This is a genomic window from Limibacter armeniacum (assembly GCF_036880985.1).
In the GTDB taxonomy this organism is placed as follows: Bacteria; Bacteroidota; Bacteroidia; order Cytophagales; family Flammeovirgaceae; genus Limibacter; species Limibacter armeniacum.
Genome location: NZ_JBAJNO010000008.1, coordinates 2,359,483 through 2,384,525, shown reverse-complemented (window position 1 = coordinate 2,384,525; position 25,043 = coordinate 2,359,483). Strand labels below are relative to the sequence as shown.

23 protein-coding genes are annotated in these 25,043 nt (G+C 39.2%); 17 read left to right on the top strand and 6 right to left on the bottom strand.

Going from position 1 to position 25,043, the window contains the following annotated elements:
• Positions 1–141: 141 nt before the first annotated feature.
• Positions 142–1,065, top strand: coding sequence for a DMT family transporter (locus tag V6R21_RS15710; protein ID WP_334244582.1), 924 nt, complete (start codon positions 142–144; stop codon positions 1,063–1,065).
• A gap of 20 nt (positions 1,066–1,085) precedes the next feature.
• Here V6R21_RS15710 and V6R21_RS15705 read toward each other — a convergent pair whose 3' ends face one another.
• On the bottom strand, positions 1,086–1,646 hold the full coding sequence (locus V6R21_RS15705) for a hypothetical protein (protein WP_334244581.1): 561 nt from the start codon (positions 1,644–1,646) through the stop codon (positions 1,086–1,088).
• Positions 1,647–1,859: 213 nt separating this feature from the next.
• Between V6R21_RS15705 and V6R21_RS15700 the strand changes: the two genes are divergently transcribed.
• From V6R21_RS15700 to V6R21_RS15670, 7 genes are all read left to right on the top strand, one after another.
• Positions 1,860–2,747, top strand: coding sequence for a diacylglycerol/lipid kinase family protein (locus tag V6R21_RS15700; protein WP_334244580.1), 888 nt, complete (start codon positions 1,860–1,862; stop codon positions 2,745–2,747).
• Positions 2,748–2,762: 15 nt separating this feature from the next.
• Complete coding sequence (locus V6R21_RS15695) at positions 2,763–3,197, top strand: hypothetical protein (RefSeq protein ID WP_334244579.1); 435 nt, start codon at positions 2,763–2,765, stop codon at positions 3,195–3,197.
• On the top strand, positions 3,194–3,478 hold the full coding sequence (locus V6R21_RS15690; RefSeq protein ID WP_334244578.1) for a hypothetical protein: 285 nt from the start codon (positions 3,194–3,196) through the stop codon (positions 3,476–3,478). The genes V6R21_RS15695 and V6R21_RS15690 overlap by 4 nt, the downstream gene beginning before the upstream one ends.
• Before the next feature lie 80 nt (positions 3,479–3,558).
• Positions 3,559–3,975, top strand: coding sequence for a hypothetical protein (locus tag V6R21_RS15685; protein ID WP_334244577.1), 417 nt, complete (start codon positions 3,559–3,561; stop codon positions 3,973–3,975).
• Positions 3,976–3,981: 6 nt separating this feature from the next.
• The gene (locus V6R21_RS15680) at positions 3,982–5,094 is read left to right on the top strand and encodes a glycosyltransferase family protein (RefSeq protein WP_334244576.1); all 1,113 of its coding nucleotides are present in this window, start codon (positions 3,982–3,984) and stop codon (positions 5,092–5,094) included.
• 88 nt (positions 5,095–5,182) lie between these two features.
• Positions 5,183–5,857: a metal-dependent transcriptional regulator gene (locus V6R21_RS15675; protein WP_334244575.1), complete on the top strand. Its 675-nt coding sequence runs from the start codon at positions 5,183–5,185 to the stop codon at positions 5,855–5,857.
• Positions 5,858–5,879: 22 nt separating this feature from the next.
• A complete protein-coding gene (locus V6R21_RS15670) occupies positions 5,880–6,941 on the top strand; it encodes a M42 family metallopeptidase (protein WP_334244574.1) in 1,062 nt (353 codons plus the stop codon).
• A 53-nt stretch (positions 6,942–6,994) separates the two neighbouring features.
• Here the strand turns inward: V6R21_RS15670 and V6R21_RS15665 are convergent, their stop codons facing one another.
• Entirely contained in the window at positions 6,995–9,652 is a 2,658-nt protein-coding gene (locus V6R21_RS15665) for a beta-galactosidase trimerization domain-containing protein (RefSeq protein ID WP_334244573.1), read from the bottom strand.
• Between the two features lie 110 nt (positions 9,653–9,762).
• A complete protein-coding gene (locus tag V6R21_RS15660) occupies positions 9,763–10,572 on the bottom strand; it encodes a M57 family metalloprotease (protein ID WP_334244572.1) in 810 nt (269 codons plus the stop codon).
• 305 nt (positions 10,573–10,877) lie between these two features.
• Between V6R21_RS15660 and V6R21_RS15655 the strand changes: the two genes are divergently transcribed.
• Positions 10,878–11,135 carry a hypothetical protein gene (locus V6R21_RS15655; RefSeq protein WP_334244571.1) on the top strand — a complete coding sequence of 86 codons (258 nt, stop codon included), beginning with the start codon at positions 10,878–10,880 and terminating at the stop codon, positions 11,133–11,135.
• A 77-nt stretch (positions 11,136–11,212) separates the two neighbouring features.
• On the opposite strand, the gene V6R21_RS15650 is transcribed toward V6R21_RS15655, so the two are convergent.
• Positions 11,213–12,427, bottom strand: a complete 1,215-nt coding sequence (locus tag V6R21_RS15650; protein WP_334244570.1) for a bifunctional alpha/beta hydrolase/OsmC family protein — start codon at positions 12,425–12,427, stop codon at positions 11,213–11,215.
• A 212-nt stretch (positions 12,428–12,639) separates the two neighbouring features.
• Positions 12,640–14,415 (bottom strand): signal peptide peptidase SppA, encoded by a 1,776-nt coding sequence (gene sppA / locus V6R21_RS15645; protein ID WP_334244569.1) that lies wholly within the window; start codon positions 14,413–14,415, stop codon positions 12,640–12,642.
• Between the two features lie 400 nt (positions 14,416–14,815).
• On the opposite strand from sppA, the gene V6R21_RS15640 reads away from it, so the two are divergent.
• Together V6R21_RS15640 and V6R21_RS15635 are read left to right on the top strand one after the other, a co-directional pair.
• A complete protein-coding gene (locus V6R21_RS15640) occupies positions 14,816–15,652 on the top strand; it encodes a LexA family transcriptional regulator (protein WP_334244568.1) in 837 nt (278 codons plus the stop codon).
• Positions 15,653–15,779: 127 nt separating this feature from the next.
• A complete protein-coding gene (locus tag V6R21_RS15635; protein ID WP_334244567.1) occupies positions 15,780–16,301 on the top strand; it encodes a DUF4924 family protein in 522 nt (173 codons plus the stop codon).
• Positions 16,302–16,365: 64 nt separating this feature from the next.
• On the opposite strand, the gene V6R21_RS15630 is transcribed toward V6R21_RS15635, so the two are convergent.
• On the bottom strand, positions 16,366–17,415 hold the full coding sequence (locus tag V6R21_RS15630) for a quinone-dependent dihydroorotate dehydrogenase (RefSeq protein WP_334244566.1): 1,050 nt from the start codon (positions 17,413–17,415) through the stop codon (positions 16,366–16,368).
• 276 nt (positions 17,416–17,691) lie between these two features.
• Here V6R21_RS15630 and V6R21_RS15625 point away from each other — a divergent pair, with 276 nt between their 5' ends.
• The 6 genes from V6R21_RS15625 (at position 17,692) to V6R21_RS15600 (ending at position 25,013) form a co-directional block, all read left to right on the top strand.
• Positions 17,692–18,903 carry an S-adenosylmethionine:tRNA ribosyltransferase-isomerase gene (locus V6R21_RS15625; protein WP_334244565.1) on the top strand — a complete coding sequence of 404 codons (1,212 nt, stop codon included), beginning with the start codon at positions 17,692–17,694 and terminating at the stop codon, positions 18,901–18,903.
• 114 nt (positions 18,904–19,017) lie between these two features.
• Positions 19,018–20,697, top strand: a complete 1,680-nt coding sequence (gene menD, locus V6R21_RS15620) for a 2-succinyl-5-enolpyruvyl-6-hydroxy-3-cyclohexene-1-carboxylic-acid synthase (protein WP_334244564.1) — start codon at positions 19,018–19,020, stop codon at positions 20,695–20,697.
• A gap of 128 nt (positions 20,698–20,825) precedes the next feature.
• On the top strand, positions 20,826–21,152 hold the full coding sequence (locus tag V6R21_RS15615) for an ArsR/SmtB family transcription factor (protein ID WP_334244563.1): 327 nt from the start codon (positions 20,826–20,828) through the stop codon (positions 21,150–21,152).
• The gene (locus V6R21_RS15610) at positions 21,149–22,111 is read left to right on the top strand and encodes an SRPBCC domain-containing protein (protein WP_334244562.1); all 963 of its coding nucleotides are present in this window, start codon (positions 21,149–21,151) and stop codon (positions 22,109–22,111) included. Before V6R21_RS15615 ends, V6R21_RS15610 begins: the two co-directional genes overlap by 4 nt.
• Before the next feature lie 159 nt (positions 22,112–22,270).
• Positions 22,271–23,707: a hypothetical protein gene (locus V6R21_RS15605; protein ID WP_334244561.1), complete on the top strand. Its 1,437-nt coding sequence runs from the start codon at positions 22,271–22,273 to the stop codon at positions 23,705–23,707.
• A gap of 46 nt (positions 23,708–23,753) precedes the next feature.
• The gene (locus V6R21_RS15600) at positions 23,754–25,013 is read left to right on the top strand and encodes a hypothetical protein (protein WP_334244560.1); all 1,260 of its coding nucleotides are present in this window, start codon (positions 23,754–23,756) and stop codon (positions 25,011–25,013) included.
• Positions 25,014–25,043: the final 30 nt, after the last annotated feature.

Genomic DNA, 25,043 nt, shown 5'->3' with positions numbered 1-25,043 from the left:
CTCAAAATTTATTTTCAAATGGAATGCAAATTTTGTTTGTTCTAATACTATCTTGCGGCATTTCAAAAAAGAGTCAGTGTTTTTTGAATTCTGACAATCCAATAGCACTATTTATAATAAACATCCAAACTTTCATCTCTAATGTTTAAAGATCAGCTAAAACTTCACTTTGTTGTGTTCCTATGGGGCTTTACCGCCATTTTAGGAAAACTGATTTCAATTGATGCGGTTGAGTTAGTGTTTTACCGAACATTTCTTTCAGCTATTGGGCTCGCCGCAGTTTTGGTAATGAGCAAGAAAAGCAACTTGCTTAAAATGCCTCCAAGAGCTGCTGGTAAACTAATCCTGACGGGGAGTTTAGTTGGCCTACACTGGATCACATTTTTTGCAGCATCCAAACTTTCGGTAAGTGTCTGCTTGGCGGGTATCGCAACCTGTTCCCTTTTCACGGCATTCCTGGAACCTCTATTCAAGAAAGAGAAAATCAAGTCCTATGAAGTAATGCTTGGACTGATTGTAATTGGAGGACTTTATGTCATATTCAGGTTTGAATTCGGCCATTCCACAGCATTGGGAATTGCATTGATATCCTCACTCCTTTCAGCAACCTTCTCTGTAATGAACAGTAAGTTTACAAAGGTTTACGAATCATCACAGATTACATTCTATGAGATGGTTGGTGGTTGCTTGGTTTGCATATTGCTGTTGCCAGCTTTCAAACACTATTTCCCATCAGAGGACGGCGTACTTTTACATATCCCAGGTCTTGAAGACATGATGTACCTAATAGTATTGGCTGGTGTTTGTACTGTATATGCCTTCTATACTTGTATCCATGTGTTGAAAAAATTGACTGCGTTTTATGTCAACTTGTCCATCAATATGGAGCCTGTTTATGGTATTATACTAGCACTGATTTTGGGAGAGTTCTTACCAGACTTTCAGGAGGAGCAGAAGATGACCTCAGGGTTTTATCTCGGAACCTTGATGATACTCTCTTCGGTATTGCTTTACCCTGTGATCAAAAAGGTTCAAAGATTAAGGGCTGCCAAGACAGCAGCTTAGCATATAAAAGAAAAGACAGGCTATAGGGCCTGTCTTTTTTTTGTCCATCGATTAAAGATGATATCAGCAATTATCAACGGTTGCCAGTAGCTAAACTCCGCAAACTCGGTATCGCTTATCTGCTTAAGAACAAACATACTGTCAGCATTGTCTGCGTCCACTTTTAGTTCTAGCAATTCTACTTCTAAAAAGGAAAAAGGCAAATCGTCTATCTCAGACAGTCCAATATCTTTGACAAACCTGTTGCGTGGAAGTTCTGCTGTTTCATCTTTTAGAGACACACCTTCTTCCAAAACTTTAGAAACAGCTACATAGGGAAAATACTTGTTACAAAATATCAAAAACTTATCATCATTCATTTCTACCAATGATAACATATAAGAGCAGTCGTAATCAGTTTCAAAGTCATGAAAACTAAGGATTTCAACTCCCTTTTGTCTACTGAGAAACAGCCTGAATTCATAAGGTTCAATATGGTTTAAAGGACTTACTCCCTCCTCTGTGAAGCCTGAGATATAAGTTGGGAGTGTAAACAAAGTAGATTGTTGGTGTGGTTGAAATGTATTCAATTGCTTTTTCATTTTTTATTTTAAATGTTCAGATTCAAGATAGCTGCAATTCAGCCTCGAATCTAGCTTTAATCTAAATGAATGCTTAATTTGCCGAAGAAAGGGTTGAACAAAAACTTGATTTAACAATATTTTCTGTGTGTTAAATATTCAATCTATTGTCAAATAAAATGGGGAAGATTTGAACAGTTTTATATCTGAAAAAACTGTTTTAAGAAGATTTGTATGGAAAGGCCTAAAATACTTTTTATCGTTAATCCTATTTCAGGGGCTTCTAAAGGAAAGGAAATTGCCTCTTATATCAAAACTCATCTTGACGGAACTGTATTGGATGCAGATATCCGATTTACAGAGGCTGTAAACCATGCAACTGAAATTGCAATTGAGGGGGTAAAAGAAGGTTTTAAGATTATTGCAGCAGTTGGTGGGGATGGTACCATCAATGAAACAGCAAAAGCCCTCAGACATACCGATACTGCCTTAGGGATTATTCCGATTGGTTCTGGCAATGGACTTGCCAGACATCTTGGTATTCCGTTGCAATCCAAATTTGCTCTCAAAAGATTGGTTACAGGGGAGACAAGAGTCATTGACAGTGGTATATTAAATGACGTACCTTTCTTTTGTACAGCAGGAACGGGCTTTGATGCCTATGTAAGCCACGTATTCGCAACAGCCACCGGAAGAGGTCTTAGCAACTATGTAAAGGCAGGTGTAAAAGAATACCTTCGTTATAGCTCATCTGAATATGAACTGATTGTCGATGGTGACAAGCTAACAGTAGATGCTTATGCCATTACCGTTGCCAATGCAGCCCAATACGGAAACAATGCCTATATCGCTCCTGAGGCAAGTACCAGGGATGGATTATTAAATGTGACAATCCTGAAGCATTTCCCAAAATGGAAAGGTATTCCGCTAGTAATCCGAACCTTTAACAAAACGATTCACAGGAGTCCACATGTTCTGACTGTGAAAGGTAAAAAGATTCAGATCAGAAAAACTGGTCAAGAAGATACAAACCTGTTTGTTCATAGGGATGGAGAACCTTATATGGCAAAGAGTCCACTCAACTTTGAAGTGGTACCTCAATCTCTGAAAGTTATTGTATAACAACCCTTTTTTCAAATGACACTACTACTTGATGAACCCAATGCAAAAATTATCCTCGAAGAGAAATTACAGTATATCGAGGTCAAATTGATTGGTGATGTTTCATATGAGGCATACCAGTTTGCATACGAACACGCCTTATCATTCATCATCCATCAGAACATCAAGAAATTGCTGATTAATGAAGTCGGATCTGCGACAGAATCAAAGTCCAGACTGTGGTTGATCAGTGTGTTCCTACCTCGCCTATTAAGCCGGGTTGGGTTGAAACTAGAAGTTGTCATTATAAGGTCAGGTAACCGGAAACTGAGCATCAGCCACAAGATTGTTGATGAGCTGATCGATAAGCTTAAAAGTAAATTCCACTTGAATGTGGTTCAGAACGAAGAGAAAGGACGTCAATTGTTGATTGAGGGTAAACGTTCGAAACAAGAAGATAAGAAGTCATGAAAGATAAATATTTCTTGCGGTTTATAGCTGTAGGTCTATTGATAGGTTTTTCGGGTGGAAACCTACTGTCTCAATTTGTATTCAAAACATCAGATGATAGACTGGTACACAATTCTGTTGTGTTTGTCACTGCTGTTATATTTGCCGTCATTGGGTTGGCAATTTATTACCGTGTCAGGGATATGGAAGAGAACAAACTAAGAATAGGCCTTGTTTGGGGTGTTACAGTTGCGGCGGCAGCTATTATGATCAGTCTTTATATCACAGGTATTTTTTTATGATAATAATAATAAGGTAAATTTGTATCGCTTTTATATAAAGTGTTGATCCGCAATTATCTATAGATGAACAATAAATAACTATGATTGAGATTCTTCACCAAAATCAATTTGTTCAACTGATTCTTGACAAAGAGATTCCGGCAATCTATGAGAAATGGATTGCACTTTGTAGACCTAATGAGTTTCGTGAGACATTAGAAAAAAAACTGGCTTTATACATCGAAAACAAGGATCGATTTGAGCAGTTGCATTGGATGGTTGACTTCCGTGGACTCCAATGGCCTGACCATGATACTGAGGTATGGTCAGTTAAAGAATTTCATCCTAAGTTATACAAGAGTGGTGTTCGGTTTATAGCATTCGTTGTACCGAGGGATATTTTTGATGAACTGGATGAGGATAGCCTGTTAGGAAAGTACGACAGAAATAAGGAAGTCTACCTTCGTTTCTTCAATACTTTTGAGGCAGCCTCTGACTGGTTGAAAAGGCCCCAATAAGCTGATATGAAAAAAATAGTACTGGCTTCAGTCCTTAAACCAGTTGACGACTGCCGGATGTATGAGAAGTTTGCCTTGACATTGGCTGAGGAACATCAGGTATATGTATTGGGGTATAAAGCGAGCGACAGTACATTTAAGCCAGCACACCATCGCATTCAGCATATAGAATTATTCGATTTTGCATACAAGGAAAGTGCTAGATCGAAAGCTTCCAAAGAGTTGCTGTCACAACTGCGTGTGATAGCACCCGATATTATCATCATCCATACTATTGAGCTATTACCTGCGGCTGTGATACACAAGATGAAGCACCCTCAGGTAAAGCTGCTGTATGATGTACAGGAAAACTACATTTACAATTTCTTATACCAGCCAATACATAAAGGAGTCTGGAAATACCTGCTGGCTACTGGCGCAATGGTCACGGAACTACTCGCTGCGCCTTTTATCAAACACTACTTACTGGCTGAAAAGACTTATTTAAAAGAGCGGAAATACCCTTCTTATAAATGTGTTTTTTTGGAAAATAAATTCAAAAAGCCACATCAAGAACTTTCCCATGTTGTAAAGCAGGGTCATAAAATTCAGTTACTGATTTGTGGAACATTGTCTACTGTTTTCGGCACAAAGGAAGCTGTGTTGTTTGCGATAAAACTACATGAGTATAACGCTGACATAATGCTAACCATAAGCGGAAAATGCGTAGAGCCTGAGTTAGCTGAATGGCTTAAGAAAACAGCCAAAACTTACTCTTTTATAAGCATGGATAATATTGATGCCCTATCAGCTCATACCGATATCATAATGGCTATGATAAGGGCTGACTTTGTTTTACTTCCGTATCAGCCAAACCAAAGTACAAAAAACTGTATCCCCACAAAGCTCTATGAATGCTTGGCAATGGCAAAACCGATGGTCATTCAGTCAAATCCACTATGGGAGCAAGTATGCAAACCTCATCAGGCAGCTGTATTTATTGATTACAGGAATTATGATCCCGAAGTAGTTCTTCATAAAATGCAATCACAAGAATATTACCCTGAGGGTGAAGTTTATGAGGCATTTTGGGATACTGAAGCGCCAAAATTGTTGAAAGTGATGTCGGATATGCCGTAATTCGCCATGTGGCAATTGAACTTGCCTTTTAATCAAATGACAAGCCTGGCAACTCTCAGCCAGCCAACACAGAACATAACCACCTTTTATGAACTATAGCAGGGCTGAAGAAAACTACCTGAAAACCATATATCACCTTTCCGAAAAAGGCGACAATGTTACTACCAATGCAATTGCTGAAGTGTTAAGTACCAAACCAGCATCTGTTTCGGATATGATCAAGAAGCTGGATAGTAAAAGGTTGGTCAACTACGTAAAGTACAAAGGGGTTACCCTCACAGATGATGGAAGGAAAATAGCGCTTTGGGTGATCAGAAAGCACCGCCTTTGGGAGGTTTTTTTACTTGAAAAACTGAAGTTTAACTGGGATGAAGTCCATGAAGTGGCTGAGCAGTTGGAGCACATTAAGTCAGTTCCAATGATTGAGCGACTTGATGAGTTTCTTGGATATCCCAAGTTTGACCCTCATGGTGATCCGATTCCGGATGCAAAGGGCAATTTCAATCATCAGGTTATATCACTCAAGCTGTCAGAGTGTAAAAGAGGGAGACAATATAAAGTAGTTTCTGTTGACGACTCCAACAGTACTTTTCTACAATACCTTGACAAGGTAGGAATTGGCATTGGTACAACGCTGAAGATTTTGGATGCCATGGCCTTTGACAATAGCTTGGAGATAGAAGTTGACAGCAGAAACAGAAAAATTGTTTCGCAGCAAGTTTCCGAAAATATCTTGGTATGTGAATTCCATTCCAAAGATTAGACTTAACAAAAACCATATCATTATGCTTAATAAAATTGACTTTGACCTACTGAATGACATTGTCTCAACTCCTGGTGTTCCTGGATACGAGGCGAGAATAAGAAACAGGATCATTGAGGAAATCAAGCCGTTGGTGGATGAGTTTTACACCGATAATATAGGTAACCTGATTACTGTCAAGAAAGGTACCAACAACCCTGATGGTAAAAAGGTGATGGTTGCAGCCCATATGGATGAAATAGGCTTTATGGTAAGCCATGTTGATGACCAAGGCTACCTGCGCTTTATTCCACTGGGAGGTTTTGACCCTAAAACGATTACCTCTATGAGGGTAATTGTACATGGTAAAAAAGACCTAGTTGGTGTGATGGGATGTAAGCCTATTCACTCAATGAGTCAAGAAGAAAGAAATCGTGTTGTCAAACTGGATGAGTACTTTATTGACCTTGGTCTTCCTGCTGAAGAAGTGAAGGAATTGGTAAAACCGGGTGATACCGTTAGCCGCCGTCAGGATTTGATGATGATTGGCAATATGCTCAATGGGAAGTCACTGGATGACAGAATTTGTGTCTATGCCTTAATTGAGATGCTAAAGCAGCTTAAGGAAGTGCCATACGATTTGTATGCTGTATTCACTGTACAGGAAGAAGTAGGCCTAAGAGGAGCGCATGTGGCTGCACACGGTGTGGACCCAGACTTTGGAATTGCATTGGATGTAACTGTTGCCAATGATATTCCAGGTATATCTCCTGATAAAAAGGTAACAGAGATGGGTAAAGGAGCTGCTGTCAAGCTGTATGACTCAGGTACTATCTGTGACTACAGAATGATCGAGTACCTAACAAATATCGCGGAGGAGAATAAGATTGCCAACCAAACGGAAATCCTACCAGCTGGAGGTACAGATACAGCTGGAATCCAGAGAATGGCTAAGAATGGCGCTATTGCAGGTGCAATATCCTTACCTATGAGGTACCTTCACCAAACCACTGAAATGGTACATGAGGATGATGTAAAGGCTATGGTAAATCTGCTTACAACCGCAGTTACCAATATCAATCAGTTTGATTGGGCCCATAAATAAGCTAGCTTACTAGCCACCCAAAAAAAGCTGGAGAATAAACTCTCCAGCTTTTTTTATTTTATCATAATAATATCATTCAAGTCCAAAGGCAAGACAAAGTCTACCTTATAAGGATAGGTTTTGTTATCTGATTTGGACAAGTTAAAACTCACTCCTCCATGCTCTGTTGAGGTAACAGCAGAAGGTCTTTGTTTCACATTTATACTGACCTGAAGGTTTGGTATTTGGATGTAAGTGAAATTAGCCAGAATCAAGGCGGTTGCATTTGAAGTCTCGAATATTCCTGTTTCTACGACTGGAGCTGATAGTTTCACCAAAGGCTTGATATGATTGACCCAATGGTTGATAAAGATTCTAGGGTTGGTGGGCCACTTTTCCCTTAATCCTTTCTTGGCAAAATTAGCGTCTTTGATATAAGAAATACCAGGTGTAGTGCCTGCATAAACTGCCTTCCCACTGCCATATTTGTTGATGACCAATGCAGGTCTGCCATTATTGAAACGTCCTTTTACTTCTGTACTTTTTAATGGTGCAAAATCAACCTTCATTCCTACAACACCAATCTCTACATATTCCGTTTTGACCTTGTCAAGGTATTCCAACTGGTTCAGCTCTCCCCTAATTCTGTACTTTCCTTTCTGTAAAGTGGCTTTAGGTTTCGGTGTAATGCCAAATACATTTGAGAGTCCATCCACTTCTTCACCAAACTCATTTCGGCTACCAGCCATACAGGTTCCATAGAGTAATCCACCATTTCTGACCCAGTCGTCAATTTTTGTCACTGCTGAGGTTTTAATGCAAGGGTCAGCGGTATAGAGCACTTCATAGTCTGATAACCTGCCAGCTTCAACATCCTCTTCGGAAAGAAAGTCAACCAGATACTGACCATGTATTAGAGAAAAGTACAGCCCTCTCCTTTCTAGCATATGCTGATACCCAAATGGCTGCCATAAATCTGATGAGATACTATACAAAATTGCCACCTTGGTCTTTCGTGTATGACCAGGGGCGATAATGTCTTCGGTCTTAGCCAATCGCCTTGTGATATCCACTAGCCCATAATATTCTCCTTTGAGATCAGACCAATAGTTTTCCGTACTCATGGATGTCGGCCCATAACTCCAAAAGTAAAAATGCTTGGCTCCTTGACACAAAGCAGAAGATGCTTTTAAACGCAAGTTCTTTTCATCACTTGGGGTTATCCAAGTAATGATTGGTAGCTTCCCTTGGCTTGCACTTCTGAAAATGGCAGCCTGAAAACCCAACAGTTGAAAGCCTTCCCATGTATAATTTGGACCATACATGTATTGTAAGCCAAGCCAGTCTTCAATACCTATCAGGTCTACAGCCTCCCGTCTTCCTATATCAAACCAGTCCAATGCCAAAGGCGATCCTCCCCAAGCCATATTGGGAGTCATTCCCATACCTAAACCAGTACCACTAAAATAAGGGTGATCAGCGATCAGTGTAGATGATACCATGGACGCTCCTGCTAATTGGTGAAGCGAAACCGTATATTGCCTTAATAAAGAAGTTGCTTTTTCCTGTCTGAAACGCGATGTATAATAAAAGATGCGATTGGCAAACTGCTTTTCCTTTACCTGTCTTTCTCTTAGGTCATTGGGCGTTTCTATAGGCACCACTGCTGAAAGACTGTCTACTCCCAGTTCATTTGCTGAAATCTGGTTATCAGAAAGCCATTGATGAAAATGTGTTATTGCTGCAGAGTCTTTGCCGATTGGAGGTCTACAAACCAGTTCATCAGAAAAATTAAAAGGTGTCCCTTTTTGAGGAATAACCTTACGCTTTCCTTTCTGATTGGGTAAAAGTAGGTCTTTCATCAATTGATAGGCATCTTCATTGGTTAAGGCGGGACTTACCTTTATCGCATGGGAATGTACAGGTTTCCTGAAGCCATACAGTTCATGGAATTTGTCTATGGTTGACGATACAGTATTAAAACCCAAGTATTTCAAGACCTGCGCTTCCTTTTCATTCAGTTCCTCACGTTGCTTACCCCAAAGACTGGTCTGGATAATCAGCTTTTCAGGAGTAACCATTTCGTTTCCTGAAATTGCCTTAGCCCACTCCAAATGCCTTTCTGTCATTTCAGAAGCTGTTTCCAGTTCACTGGCATCCAATTGTAAAGTTGGAGAAACCAAGAAGCTGGTCCAGTTTCCATTGAAAGTTTCCTCCATACGCTTTTCAATGCTCTTCTTCTCTCCTTTTTGGGTAGCCAGTTCTATAATGAGCTTCTTAGGGTTAAAGTTTTCCAGTCCATAAATCTGTAAGATGACATTGGGTAATTCTGACTTGCCTCCTGCCCTATTCAGGGATTTGTGGAGCTTTGCTTTAGGTAGTTCGGCCAGGTTAAACCATGGAGTCATTACATGGGTTTTATAACGACTATCTTTTCTTTTGTTGGCTTCTGCTGGTAAGAAAACAGTTCCTGTGTTCCAAGGGGATTCATGAAGTTTCGCCCCAATTTTAAGGTAATAGCTCGCCTGTTCTGGTGTCTCTATACTGAAGCGTACATAAACTGTTTTAGGTGCCAATAGATCGAAGGCTTTCCAACCTCCCCAACCTATAGCACTGAGAATTAGGATTGTGAGTAATGACCATGATAGTCTTCTGAAAAGTTCGTCTCGGGTGGTAGTTGTATTCAATTTGAAGTATAGTTTTGGGTAGCTGACAGAAAGTGATACTGACATAAATATCGGAATGTTTTTTCTGAAATTAGATAATGATTTGCCCAAATAAAAACCCCGCTTCCTATATAAAGCGGGGCTTCCCTCATTTCTAAGTTTTATTGAATTGGCAATTAATAAAGTACGTCCAAAGCCGTTTTATCACTTGCAGTGAAAGGACGGTCAGAACCGTCAGAACAAGCAAGCATCCAAGAGCCAGTTTCAGGAGTTGTAGGTGTTCCTGCAATATGGTTGGCACCTACATCTGAGGCACCTTCATCATCAGTAGAGCCACCACAGCTAAAACTTCTGTCCATATAGTCTGTGTGTCTGAACCCGATGCAGTGCCCCATTTCATGCGCAATAGTAGTTGTCAATGCTCCTAGATCTGTTACACCGTCATAGTAAGATCTTGTAAGCATAATTTCATTGTGTGGGTCTCCAGCAGCTGTAGGGAAACCAGCAGAACCCAAAATACCGAAAAAGCCATAGTACCAAGGTGAAGGTACAATGGAAATATCAGCACTACTTGAACTGGTAACACGCTGGAATGTCAGTGTCAGACTTTCCGCATTGTAGCGTGAAATGGCAGCGTCGGTAGCATCAAAATAGTTTTGCGAAAAACTGGTGCTCACATACACATTGATTGTACGTGGCAAACTTGCTACTAAATAATCTGTAGCATAATGCTCCTGATCTGGCATTGCCTTTACGGCAGACATTTTATCAAGCTGATCCATTGTCAGAACGATATCATTTTCAACGATGATATTGCCCTCATAAACGACCACTTGAAAATCATGCGTATTAAAACCAAGATTGTTAAGCTTGGCAATTAATTCAGGAGTAGCTTCATTTATAGGATTTACATTTGATTCTTCCTTTTCACAAGAAAAAAGGAATGATAAGGATAGGATAGTTAAAAGGGTTATTACCTTTTTCATGTATGTTTAATGTTTGAAAGTAAATAATAGAAATGAGGGGAATTTCTATATAAGCATAGCTGCTTGGAGCTATAGGTTTTTGTTGTTGAAAAATTGAATTGGATCATTATTTAATTATAATTTATTTATATCCGTTAACAATTCAAATTTATTGACTTAATATTCAGTATTATATGTATAAATATTCCGCTACCTTTTTCAAACCAACCTTGAATTTGCTTTAATTTGACCAAAAGCTATTTAGCTGAAGCTGTATTTGACAATCGCTTTCGGCATCACAATGATATACAACCAAAATAATTACCATGAGAAGGAATCTGACTGTAACAGGCAATAACCTAGATGAATTGGCAACTATGCTAACCAAAGAACTTGACAATGTGAAGAATACGCCCAAAAGCGCAGAAATCACGCTGCTGACAGCTGCCAATACAATTGTTGACTTTGCGGGGATCGGACAATTGCTGAATATTGTCACTAACCGTTTTCCTGAACTTGAATTGGAATTTGGCACTGGCGAGCATCAGTACGACGACATCTGCCTTGATATCGCCTGGCACTAAGCTTCAATCGTTATAAATGATAAAAGCTCTTTGAGGGTCTATCCCAAAGAGCTTTTATTATTTTATGCATGCCATTTCTATTTCAGCTTGGTAGAAACCTTGACTTCTTCATGTAATGTCCGGTGGACAGGACACTTATCAGCGATCTCAAGCATTCGGTTCCGTTGGGCTTCAGTAAGGTTTCCCTTTATTTCAATTTCCCGATCAAAGTGATCAATCTTACTTTGGTTATCAGCTTCACAATTTTCGCAGTCTTCCATATGGCTTTTTGAATGACTCAAATGGATATTAATTTCTTCAACTTCCAATTGCTTGTGGTCTGCATAAAGCCGTAGGGTCATAGCAGTACATGCTCCCAGTGCTGCTGTAAGATAACCATAGGGGCTCGGTCCAAAATCAAAGCCACCTACATCTTCGGGCTCATCGGCTACCATATAATGTTTTCCCACCAACATTTCTGTAGTATATCCTTTATCCCCAATACTGACGACTACATCCTTGTCTGTTTTCAGGTCTGGAGCTTTACTTTCTTCCTTGATATACTTTTTAGCCCAAGCAGCAATTACAGTTCCTGCATACCGTGAGTCTTCTGGATTACTCATCAAGTGATCTGCGCCATCCAGAGAGACAAAGCTCTTCGGATGATATGCTGTCTCATAGATTCTTGCTGCATTGGAGATATCAACGATTTTATCTTGAGGGGAATGCATCACCAGTAGTCCTTTTCGCAAATGCTTTAGTAATGGATACATGGCCTGCTGGTTCAAATCATCTATCAACTGCTTCTTAACCTTGAAAGGCCTACCTCCTATCCTGACAGTCGCTTCTCCTAATTGCTGAATCTCTTCCATCCCTTCTTTTAGCAGGTGCTGAACATGTTCAGGATCTGAGGGTGCACCTATTGTCGCAATTGCCTTAATGGAGTCCAACCTGCTACCTGCAAAGATTACAGCTGCTCCCCCTAATGAATGTCCTACCATCAGGGATGGCGCTACATAATTGTTTTCAAGAAATTTGGCGGCAGCAATTAGATCGTCGACACTAGTTGAAAAGTTGGTATCCGAAAAATCGCCTTCACTGTCTCCTAACCCTGTGAAATCAAACCGAAGAACCCCAATCCCATTTTGCGTCAACGACTGACTAATATTCCTTACTGCAGAGAGGTTCTTGTTACAGGTAAAGCAATGAGAAAAGATGGCAAATGTTTTTGGGTGTTGATCTACTGGAAGATCCAGTTTGGCTGAAAGTTGCTGACCTTCAAAGTTTGGGAATGATATGCTTTTGGTGTTCATATGAAGTGATCGTTTACAATAGAAATGATATCAGCTATAAGACAAGGCCTTTCCTAAATTGTTTTAAAAGATACGGATTACGAGTTAGAATATTTAGAGGATATCAAGTAATATTTAGTTGCAAGTTGCGACTTATATTCAATCTATTTGGATATAAAAAAAGTCCATGTAACCTGCCGTTACATGGACTCAATATTATGAGCATTAAGCTTTTATTTAATATCAAGTGTATACGGTAATCTTGCATTGACACCTTGAAGACCAAAAGCCAACTCCATTTGTTTATACACCTCATACATCGGTCCCAACTTATTTTTGAGACTATATTCGGTATAGTCATCTGCTAAATCCTCAAAAAGTGATTCAAGCAGGTTTTTCTCTTTCGGGATGTACTCTACTTCATAATCCTCTCCTACTTCTGCTTGCTCAGCTGCCAAAACAATTGCTTGTTCAATGCCGCCCAGTTTATCAACCAAACCGATACGTATGGCATCTGCTCCTGTCCATACTCTTCCCTGAGCAATTTCAAGCAGCGCATCTTTTGACATATTTCTGCCTGCGGCTGCTTTGGAAGTAAAACGCTCGTAGCCTTCATTGACATTCTGCTGAATAATGCTTTTCTCCTCTTCAGTGAAGTCATCCAACAAACTCATAAAGTTTGAGTATTTACCAGTAGAAACAGCATAAGTGTTAATGCCCATCTTATCCTCAAACAGGTTGGAAGGGTTAAGCGCCAATCCAAAGATGCCAATTGAGCCTGTAATGGTATTTGGCAGGGCTACAATCTTGTCGCATCCCATTGACATGTAATATCCTCCTGAAGCTGCATATGAAGACATTGACGCTATAATAGGTTTCTTCTCCTTCATCAATTGTACTTCATGCCACATGATGTCTGAAGCTAGAGCGCTTCCGCCTGGAGAATTCACTCTCAATACCACCGCTTTTACATCGTCATCTTCACGAAGCTTTCTTAGCCTATCAGCAATGTCATCACCACCAATCTGACCAATTTGACCTTTACCGTCGACAATGTCACCTTCACAAACCAAAACGGCGATCTTGTTTGAAGAGTGTGACTTATCAGCCTTCAGTGATTTCATGAATTTCTCTACCGTCAACAAGTTCAATTTACTTTCTGCATCTTGACCCAGTTTGACTTTTAAGTCTTCCATCATCTTGTTGCGGTAAGCCACTTGTGTAACCAGCTTGCTCTTAAGTGCATCATCTGGGTTTCTTACCAGCATTTCATCAGAAACCCTTTTCAGTTCAGCCCTATCTATATTTCTGGATGCAGCAACCACATCCAAATAATAATCATACATCGAGTTCAGGTAAGCACTGATTTGCTCGCGGTTGGCATCACTCATCTTGTCAGTTATAAAAGGCTCTACAGCACTTTTGTATTTACCAACTCTGAAAACTTCAGGTTCTACACCAATCTTGGCAAAGAAATCCTTGAAATACTGAAGTTCAACAGAAAGACCATTCAGCTCTATATTTCCAGCAGGGTTCAAATATATTTCATCTGCAATTGAGTTTAGGTAATAGCCGCCTTCTGACATATTATTGGCATAGCTATAGATAAACTTTCCGGACTTCTTGAAATCCTCTAAAGCTTCCCTCACCTCTGTTTCAATACCAAAACCGCCTTGGAACTGTCCACCTTCCAGAAGAATACCAGCAACCTTATCATCTGTTTTGGCTTGACTGATAGCATTTCTCAACTTGTGAAGTCCAAGTGTACCATTGCTAGTAGTAAACGGCAATGGAAAATCATCCCACGGAAGGTCATTGGCCACTTCAGAAACAGGCTTATCAAACTTGAGTACCAAAACCGTATTGTCTTTTAGCTGAACCTGCTCCTCAGCAGATCCAATCTTGGAAGCAGTTGTAACCAACATTCCTATTGCAACAACCACGATTAGGGCAAAGGCTACAAATACCCCTACAATTGTTGCAAAAATCGTCTTAAGAAAAGACCCCATATTCACATATCAATTAAAATGAAACATCATAAAAAAGTAGCATAGCTAATATCAATTGAAGCTTTTGGTTTAAAATCCAATTTGCCATGCCTCATTCTGAAATACAATATAACACTCTTGAACAATTAGATTTGAAAAATACAAAAAAACCATTTTTTAAGCTCCAATTTCAATGCCTATATTTTACACATCCAATTGTTATTATTAATAACACAATGCATTCATTTTAGGGGAATTAATGACATTGTTTTTTCCTTGAAATTCATTTTCACGTTTCATAAAAGATGCTATTTCCTATAAAAAAGATTTGAATATTCAAAAAGATTACATCTAGATTTCTTGCTTAACATAAAAGCATTTGTTAATTTTGGAAACAACAAAAAGTCAAATTTGGTAGATTATGGCAAAAAATCAATCAATTCTACTAGCAAAGAACATCAGATACCTGCGTCAGCAATTAGAACCAAAATGCAGTCAGGAAGCTCTTGGCAACATGCTGGATGCTACCCGCAGTGCCATCAGTTCTTATGAAGACGGGCGTGCCGAACCTAAGCTAGAATTACTCATAGAAATGGCAAAACTCTTCAAAGTAAACGTTGATGACCTCCTCAAAATTGATTTTGAGAAGATGGCAGACAAACTTTTACTGGAGAAGGAAAATACGGAAAATTATATTAGTGGCAGTAACCTGCGGGTACTTGCAATCACTACAGACGCTGACGAAAATGAGTCTATTGCACTTGTTCCTCAGAAAGCAGCAGCCGGTTACACATTAGGCTATAAAGACACAGAGTATATTAAGGACCTTCCTAAATATAACCTGCCTTTCTTGCCTAAGAACAAGACTTACCGTGCATTCGAAATCTCAGGTGATTCAATGTTGCCTATCACTAGTGGCTCAATCGTCATTGGGGAATACCTCACTGATTGGAGCGGTGTTAGAGACGGTGACCTTTGTATCGTTGCAACCCAACGTGATGGTGTAGTCTTCAAGAAGGTCTACAACAAGATCAAGGAGTCTAACACCCTGCTGCTAAAATCTACAAACCTTGCCTACGCTCCGTTTGAAGTGATGGCTGAAGAGGTTTATGAAATTTGGAAATTCGCTGCATATATTGGCAAAAGTTTCCCTGAAGACACTTCACTAAACCCAATGGGTGATATGAAGGAAGCCATCTGGAAACTACAAGATGAAATCCGTGAGCTGAAACGCAAACAAGGCGAAGAGCTGGATTAACGCAACCACCTTAACAAGAAGACGCAGTAAAAATATAGACACTGACCTGAAGTTATTTTTAAATAGCTTCAGGTCTTTTATTTTTGCGACCACATATATAAAGATCAACACAAACAGAAAGACTCTGATGAACATAGCAGCTGAGAAGAAAAAGAAGAATATAGCGGAATACATTGTTTTCATGTACCAGTCAGAAGACCTGATTAGGGCTTTTGATTGTGATATGACACAAGTTGATGAGTATGTCATCAAGCATGTACCTGCTAATGATGTAGAAAAAGTTGAGATCAAAGCTTGGTATGCACAGCTGAAAGATCAGATGGAAAAAGATGGTGTATTGGAACAAGGCCACACTTCTACAGTACAAAAAGAAGTTCAGACTCTCTCTGACTTGCACACGCAACTGCTTGCAGATGATGAGGATTATCAGAAGATCTATGAGGATGCAAAATCAGCTATTGAAACAAACCTTAAGGCTGCCAATGGCTTGATTACAGACGAAATTCAAATCTGCTTGAATGGTATCTATGGCTTGTTGCTTTTGAGAATGAGAGGAAAAACAGTTAACGAGGAAATGCAGCAACAACTCGAAAAATTTGGGGATGTGCTCTCCTACCTTTCATTCAGGTACAAAGAGATTTACAGCTAATATACTTTGAAGTAAAAAAGTCTGTTCTTGTTGCTAAAGCAGTTGCAAGAACAGACTTTTATTTTTAGTTCTTTTTTGATTTATAATACTTGATCAGCGCCTTGTTGATTTCCTTTACCAGATTTGGTCCTTCATAAATAAAACCAGTGTAAACCTGAACCAAGCAAGCCCCTGCTTCCAATTTTTCAATTGCATCAGCAGCAGAATGTATCCCTCCTACTCCAATAATTTTCAGCTTCTTTCCTGATTTCTCATACAAGTAACGAATCACTTCAGTTGACCTTTTGGTCAGTGGCTTACCACTCAAACCTCCAGCGCCAATATTCTCAACCATGTTCTCCGAAGATTTCAGGTTAGCTCTAGAGATCGTTGTATTCGTTGCAATTACTCCAGCAATTCCAGTCGTCTCAGCAATCTCAATGATATCATCCAGTTGAGAGTCTGTCAGGTCTGGAGCGATCTTCAGTAGAATCGGTTTTGGCGTAGCTTTTTGATTATTCAACGCCTGAAGCGCAAGTAACAGCTTTGTCAATGGTTCTTTATCCTGAAGCGCACGCAGGTTAGGAGTATTTGGAGAACTTACGTTTACTGTAAAGTAGTCAACGTGATCAAACAACGCTTCAAAGCACTGCTCATAATCCGAAACAGCATCCTCATTAGGTGTCACCTTGTTTTTACCGATGTTTCCTCCAACGATGACGTTACTCTTTCTTTTCTTCAGTCGCTCAACCGCTTCCTTTACACCTTCATTATTGAAACCCATTCGGTTAATCAGCCCATTATCTGCTTTTAAGCGGAAAATTCTTGGCTTGGGATTACCTGGCTGTCCTTTTGGTGTAAGTGTACCAATTTCAATAAAGCCAAAACCAAAGTTAGAGAACTCATCAACCACCTTAGCTTCTTTATCGAAACCAGCGGCAAGCCCTACAGGTGATGGAAACTTGATACCAAATTCTTCTCTTTCCAGCACTGGGTCTGAAACTTTGTACAATCCTCGAGCAATGGCACCTGCGCCTGGCAGATTCATCGCAAATTTGAGTGTATTGAAGGTGAAATGGTGAACTTTTTCAGGATCAAAATTAAAAAGAACGGGACGAATGAAGGATTTGTACATCTTTTCCAGAATGGTTTTGTTACGTTTGTCTGTTTGCTTTTCACCTATTAACCCAATTCACTATGGGATTTGGGAACGAAAGCGTAAATTTGCGCAAAAATACAATTAACAAGGTGTTTCTTCAAGCCTGTTGAAAGAATTATTACCGAAAAATCATATCGGCAGGTTAATGCATAAACTGTTTAAGTAATTAAAACACAAAACATAAGCACGCTATTTCGTTTCAAATTGAAGTGAAAAAATGAGGTGCTTTTGTAATGATAAATGATGAACAAAATGACAAATAAGCTTCCTGAGATCAGACTGGAGGACTATTTTTTTGAACTTCCGACTGAACGAATTGCCAAGTTTCCAAAAGAGAAAAGGGATGAATCCAAACTGCTTTACTACCAGAATGGAAATATTGAGCACCGCATTTTCAAGGAAGTAACCGATATTCTGACACCTGACCACCAGTTATTTTTCAACAATACCAAGGTATTGCCTGCAAGGCTCTTCTTTAAAAAAGAAACAGGAGCACTGATTGAAATCTTCCTTTTCAATCCAGTATTACCTTCGGCTGATATTACCAGTGCGATGGTCGCTGAAAGTGGCGCTGTTTGGTCATGTACCATCGGAAACCTGAAAAGGTGGAAAGACACACCATTGGTTACAGAACTGGATGTGGATGGAATACCAACCATTTTTACGGCTACTTTGGTAGACAGGGAAAAGAAATTGGTCAAATTTGAGTGGAATAAGCCACAGTTCAAGTTTGTAGACATCGTAAGTGCTGCAGGTGAGACACCTCTTCCTCCTTATCTTAAAAGAGAAGCGACGGTAGAAGACAGAAGTACATACCAAACGGTTTACAGCAAAAAAGAGGGTGCTGTGGCAGCTCCAACAGCAGGTCTTCATTTTACTGAAGAGGTAATTGATACACTGAAGCAGAAAGGTGTAAAAACCAATGAACTGACGCTTCATGTAAGTGCTGGTACTTTCAAGCCAATCAGTGTAGACAATGTGGTCGAACATGACATGCACAACGAACAGGTAATTGTGACCAAAGAAAACCTGGAAGCACTGATTGAATCAGAAAAAGTAGCCGCTGTAGGTACAACTTCAATGAGGACATTGGAAAGCCTTTACTGGTTTGGAGTTAGGCTGATGAAAGACAAGGACGCTAAGTTTGATATCCAAAAACTTGAACCATACCAGCAGGAAGGTGTGTTGCCTACTCGTAAAGAAAGCTTTACGACAATTCTGAATATCATGAATGAAAAGGGTCTTGATGAGCTGAATGGAGAAACATCCATTTTCATTATGCCAGGATATCAGTTTAAGGTAGTGGATACATTGATTACCAACTTCCATTTGCCTTCCACAACGCTTGTACTGCTTATCGCAGCATTCGTTGGTGAAGACTGGCGCAAAATTTACAATCAGGCTTTGGATAATGATTACAGATTCCTGAGCTATGGAGATTCCTCCATCCTTTTCAGAAACTGATCAGTTATAGGATAAAAGTTTAGGGTATTTAAAATGGTGCAAATTTAAATACCCTGATTTGATTTTTTAGGCAGTTGCAATTAAAGACTAAAACACTACCCAATCAGGATCACCATGAATGAATATAAGCTTCAACCACTGGTCAATATTGCCAGTATATGTGCCAAGAAACAGGTAAAACATGCTGTTCTGTCACCAGGCTCAAGGTGTGCCCCACTCTGCATGGCAATGGTTCGTCATCCGGAAATCATCACAAAAACCATCAGTGATGAGCGTTCGGCAGCATTTATTGCTATGGGTATGGCACAGCAGGACAAATCACCTGTTGTGATTGTTTGTACCTCAGGTACAGCAGCACTTAATTATGGACCTGCCATTGCGGAAGCATTTTACCAGAATGTGCCTTTGATAGTATTAACTGCTGACCGACCGGATGAATGGGTAGACCAACAGGATGGGCAAACGATACGCCAACGCAATATTTTTGAGAATCACGTTAAAGCCAGTTACCATTTGCCAGCGAGCTTTGAGCATCCAGACGCCCAATGGCAATATGACCGCACAATATCAGAAGCCATCAATACAGCAAATGCCTTTCCTAAAGGTCCTGTACATATCAATATTCCCATTAGGGAGCCATTTTACCCTGCAGTCGATGAAACCCTTAATTTTGACTATCCTGTAAAAGTGATAGAATCATTTGAGGCTACACTCGATTTTACAGAATCGCAATGGAATCTCCTTTCGGACGAATTGGTTGGCTATGAAAAAATTCTGATCGTTGCAGGACAAGATTCAAAAAATGAAGAATTGGCTGCTTCATTGGCACAACTCCCCTTCCCTGTCTGTGCGGATGTGATCTCCAATTATTCCTTCTTACCTAATGCTATCCGACATCAGGATGTATTCCTCAACAAGGTTGATGGAGAACTTACACCTGACTTACTGATCACTTTTGGAAACTCTGTTATTTCCAAAAACCTTAAACTTTACCTTCGTAAGCATAAACCTAAAGCACATTGGCAAATACAACCTGCCGGCAATGCTGCTGATACTTATCAGGCACTTTCAAGGATTATAAGAATTACTCCTGAGGTGTTTTTCAGTAAGCTGGCAGCTATGCCTTCCAATGATTTGAGAGAAACTTCTTACTTGAACAAATGGAAAAGGGAAGACAGTAACTATGATTTGGGCAAAGCTGAATTCTTTACAAGTCAGCCATTCTCTGAATTGGAAGCCGTTTCAACCCTGATTGATCAGTTGCCAGAAAGTACCAATCTCCATCTAGCAAACAGCATGTCCGTACGATATGCCAACTTTATCAATATCAAAGACAGACCTGATGTAGAAGTAATGGCCAACAGGGGCAGCAGTGGCATAGATGGTTGTACCAGTTCCATGATTGGACACTCTTTAATCAATGATAAACCGAATATCTTGATTACAGGTGACCTTGCCTTCTTTTATGACCGAAATGCATTCTGGAACAACTATGTCAATAAAGGCAACCAAAAAGTCTTGTTGCTCAACAACCACGGAGGTGTCATTTTCCGCATGATTGATGGGCCTGCAAGGCAACCTGAATTGGAAGAATACTTTGAGACATTCCAGCATAGTAATGCAGAACAGCTTTGCAAGGAATTTGGTATCCACTACATCAGTGCCAAAACAAGAGAAGAATATGAGGTCGCAATTAAGGAATTCACCTCTATCTCTGATAAGCCTTGTATCTTGGAAGTTGAAACAGAGAAGCAATTAAATAAAGAAGTATTTCAAGCCTTCAAAAAAATCTGATTCTTAAGCAGTTGCAAGTATAGACTAAACGACCTGACAGACTAAGTCAGGTCGTTTTTTTATGTAAAAAATATTGCGCAACTAAATAATTGCAGATATATTAGCAATCAAATAGTTGCGTATAAATCATGAAAACAAGAAGAGACGTATTTCAAGCAATAGCAGATCCTACCCGTAGAGCCATCATAATGTTGCTTGCTGTCAATACCATGACACCCAATGCTATCGCTGAGGAATTCAACAGTAGTAGACAGGCTGTCTCAAAACACATACAAATACTAACTGAATGTGAAATACTGACCCAAAAGCGTCAGGGAAGGGAAATATATTACCACCTGAATGCCAATAAAATGGAAGAGGTAGAAACTTGGTTAGCGCAATTCAAGAAGCTGCTGGCTCAACGATTTGACCAGCTAGATGAAGTATTAAGTAACCTGAAAACAACTAAAAAATGAACAGTGCAATCTTATTCAATTTTCTTGTAGACAAGGAAAACAACACCATCAAAGTGGAGCGCTCTTTTGACGCGCCGATTGATTTGGTATGGTCAGCTTGGACGGACCCTGAGATTCTTGACCTGTGGTGGGCACCTAAACCTTGGAAGGCTGAAACAAAAACAATGGACTTCCGAGAAGGTGGAAAATGGCACTATGCAATGGTAAGTCCTGAAGGTGAAAAGCATTGGTGTCTTTTTGAGTACAAAGAGGTCGTACAACCGCAAAGATTCTCAGGTTTGGACGCCTTCTGTGATGAAAATGAAAACATTAAAGACACCAAACCGAGATGCTTTTGGACCAATAACTTCACTGCTGAAGATGATAGCACGATGGTCCATATTGACATTAAATTTGACAAGCTGGAAGACTTGGAGCAGATCATCGAAATGGGCTTTAAAGAAGGATTCACTGCCGGATTGGAAAACCTCGATCAGTATATCAGTGCACAGTTTTACTTGAGAAAACAAAACAAGCCTGAACATAAGGTGAGAGTCGCTACATACGTAAATTTCCCTGGCAATACAGAAGAAGCTTTCGAGTTTTACAGATCTGTTTTCAAGACAGATTTCATCAATGGTATCAAACGCTTTGAAGAAGTTCCTCCCGATCCAAACCAGCCTCCAATCGCAGACAACATCAAAAAAATGGTCTTGCATGTTGAGTTACCGCTTATCGGTAATCATATACTGATGGGAACAGATGCTCCTAAAGAAATGGGCTTCAGCGTGACTTTAGGAAATAATATGCATATCAATCTTGAACCTGAATCAAGGGAAGAAGCAAAGCGCATATTTGATCAGCTTTCGGTTGGTGGCAATATCACCATGCCACTTCAAGATATGTTCTGGGGAGCCTATTTTGGAAGCTTTACAGATAAATACGGAATCAATTGGATGGTTAATTACCAAAACAATTAACAAATTCCCCTATTTAAAGACCGTAGTAAAGCACTACGGTCTTTATTTTTTGACAAAATTCCTATATTCGAGTCTATCATGATATAGGGTCTAGGAAACTGATTTTTTCTCCTACCCTTCTACTCCTTAGTCAATATTTTTTATACTAAAACAACTGATATGAGTAACCTAGAAGATCTAATCTCAAAATATGTAGATGAAGAAGACCCATCAAAACTGGATAAACTATTTGAGAAGCTACATAAAGAAGGAAGTCCTGAGGAAAAGGGCATTTTAGCTGATGGATACCTTTCTCATTTCTCCCAATGCCATTATGATTATATGTGTAACAAGTTCAATAACCTGGACTGGATTTGGGAAATGATGGATTGGATAGAAAAAGTAAAACTGCTGAAACCTGAATTTGAATCGTATCACTACTTCAAAGGACATGTATATGAAATGGTTTCATCTGTCAGTACTGAACATGAAGAAAAAGTAAAAAATAAGAAGTTGTGTATCGAAGAGTTTAGGGCACAACAAAAGATTGAAAGTGAAGATGTAACACTCCTGACTGACCTTGCTGAAAATCTTTTTAGCTACATGCAGCTAGTAAAAAAAGATGAGGAGCAAATGCTAAATGAAATCAAGGAACTGTATCTCGAAGCTTTGCATATAGAAAGAAAAGAGGAACATCAAAGCAGTTTTTACGGATTTAATGGCACTGCTATCAACCATTTTTTAAGGACATCCTACCAGTTATTGCCTTTACCTATTGGGAATGCAAAACAATTCCATCAGGATTATTTATCCTCATTTATGGAAGCTATCAAACCTTATATTCAACAAGAGCCTGAAATTCTTTTCCATTGGGCTGAAACCCTTTTCAGGATTACAGAATGGGAACAATATCCTAAAATTCCCTCTTGTAAAATCTCTGCTGAAACAATTGAAAGTATTTGGATAGAAATTGTAGCAGTAATGGATCAGATGACTGAGATTAGCTCTGTAGATGATCTTTTTCTAACCAGTGTTGGACACCTGTATGACAGACTTGCTCAAAAAGAGGAAAGTATTCCTTACTATCAGGTATCGGTGAAGTATTTCCTAAAAGCGCTAAAAATTAACGGTACCAGCTGGACAAATCCGCATTACGCCAGTAGTGCCTTACAAAAAATAGCATTGATTCATCTTCAGAATGGTCAGTTTGAAACTGCTAAAGACTTGTTGACTCAAGGTCTTGACATTTTTGAAGCGGCTCAAAAGAAAATAGATGACTTCCAATTGAGTATATACCATGCTGACTATTTATATGCTTATGCAGGTTTGATTGAGCAATTCAACAATAGGGCAACATTGATCAAAGCACAACAACAGTATGAAGAAAGTCGGGTTATGGGGAAAGATTTTTATACGAAACCTTATTATGGATTGGCAAAAGTAGCTTTAAAGCTTGGTAACAAATCTGAGTGTTTGGATACACTGAAAAAGTGTGGAGAGATATTCTCAAATGAATATCACACACATGATTTTAGTGATATAATTGACAAAAATGATTTTAAAGAGGTTAGAGAGGATATTTTAAAAATCATTGAAGAGATCAATAAGCAAAAATAGCCTATTGCTCTTTTACTTTTCAATCAGCGACAAACTTTCTGAGCATATGAAGACAAAACCTGCTAAAGAACAAAACTATAACTTCCCTGCCGAAACAGGTGATGGTTCAATCTTTATTGATGGCAACAAGGTTATCTATCAAATAAATCAGTCTGCTACGCCAAGCGAAGTCAATATATATGACTTGCAATACGCTTATCTAATTACAAGAAACTCGATGGCTTCCCTTTTTCTTTTTGACTTTCATCAACATTACATCCCTGCCAATTTAAAAGGTTTTGAAGCTGTTTACCGCTCGCTTTCTGCAAAGCTGGGTTTTAATGATGTCCAATTTTTTGAAAATGTTTTTACTAAAGAGGCAATCAAAAAGGAAATTTGGAGGAAGAAAATCAAAGCTAACTATCGTATTCTAGACGACTCGTACAATGATTATCAAGTTGGGTTTGAAATTCAATCAGCAGAAAAGGATTTTATTAATTGGGATACGACATATGAAGGACTTGTCAACAATCCGAATGTGCTTTTTGAAAAATCAGCTTATGGGCAGAACTTATTGAAATTCAAGCACCCTGTCCGAATAGGAAACCTGCTGTTGACTGAACTGTTTACCTATTTTGATAATGATCGCAAAGATGTTCCGATCATCGATTTTTATACAAACTGTTATGATAGCTCAAATACAGATATAAGTTACATTGAGCTTAAGAGACTTTTGCAAAAGGACTTTCCTTTACAACAGCAAAAGCTGGAGTATGAAAGGGCTGATCAAAAACATTTCTCTTTTGATGCCAATGGTGTCAAGATCTCATTGGTTTATACATATGACAATGGTTGGCAGTTTGATGGAGGAAATACTTTAGTGTTAATTAAAAATCAGCGTGAGTATCCCGAATTACTGATTAATAAGCACTATGAGGATATGATTGAAGTAAGTGATGTTTTGCTGATAGATGAAAATATCAAAGTCTACGCTGATTATAAAAGAAACAAGAAAGTGAAACGTCGACCGCCTAAACTAGCTCAAACTCCTCAGCCTTTGATATGGGTAGACCGTAAGAATAATTGTATAGGCTTTGCTGATACAAAATTCTGTCAAGTATTTGATTTTAAAGAAGTCGAATCACTTACAATTCAAAATGTATTGCCCGCAAAAGGTTCAGGAGGTGCGTATTTGGAAATAAACAGTGGAGATATAAAATATGTCGTCGCTAGTGGAAAGTGCCATGCATTCGATAATTATAAAGATAAACTCGAAGCTTTATTAGGATTGAAAGTAGACAAAGCACCTGAGTATTATGACTGTTAGGTTCTAAAAAAAGCGTCCGTCCACTCAATT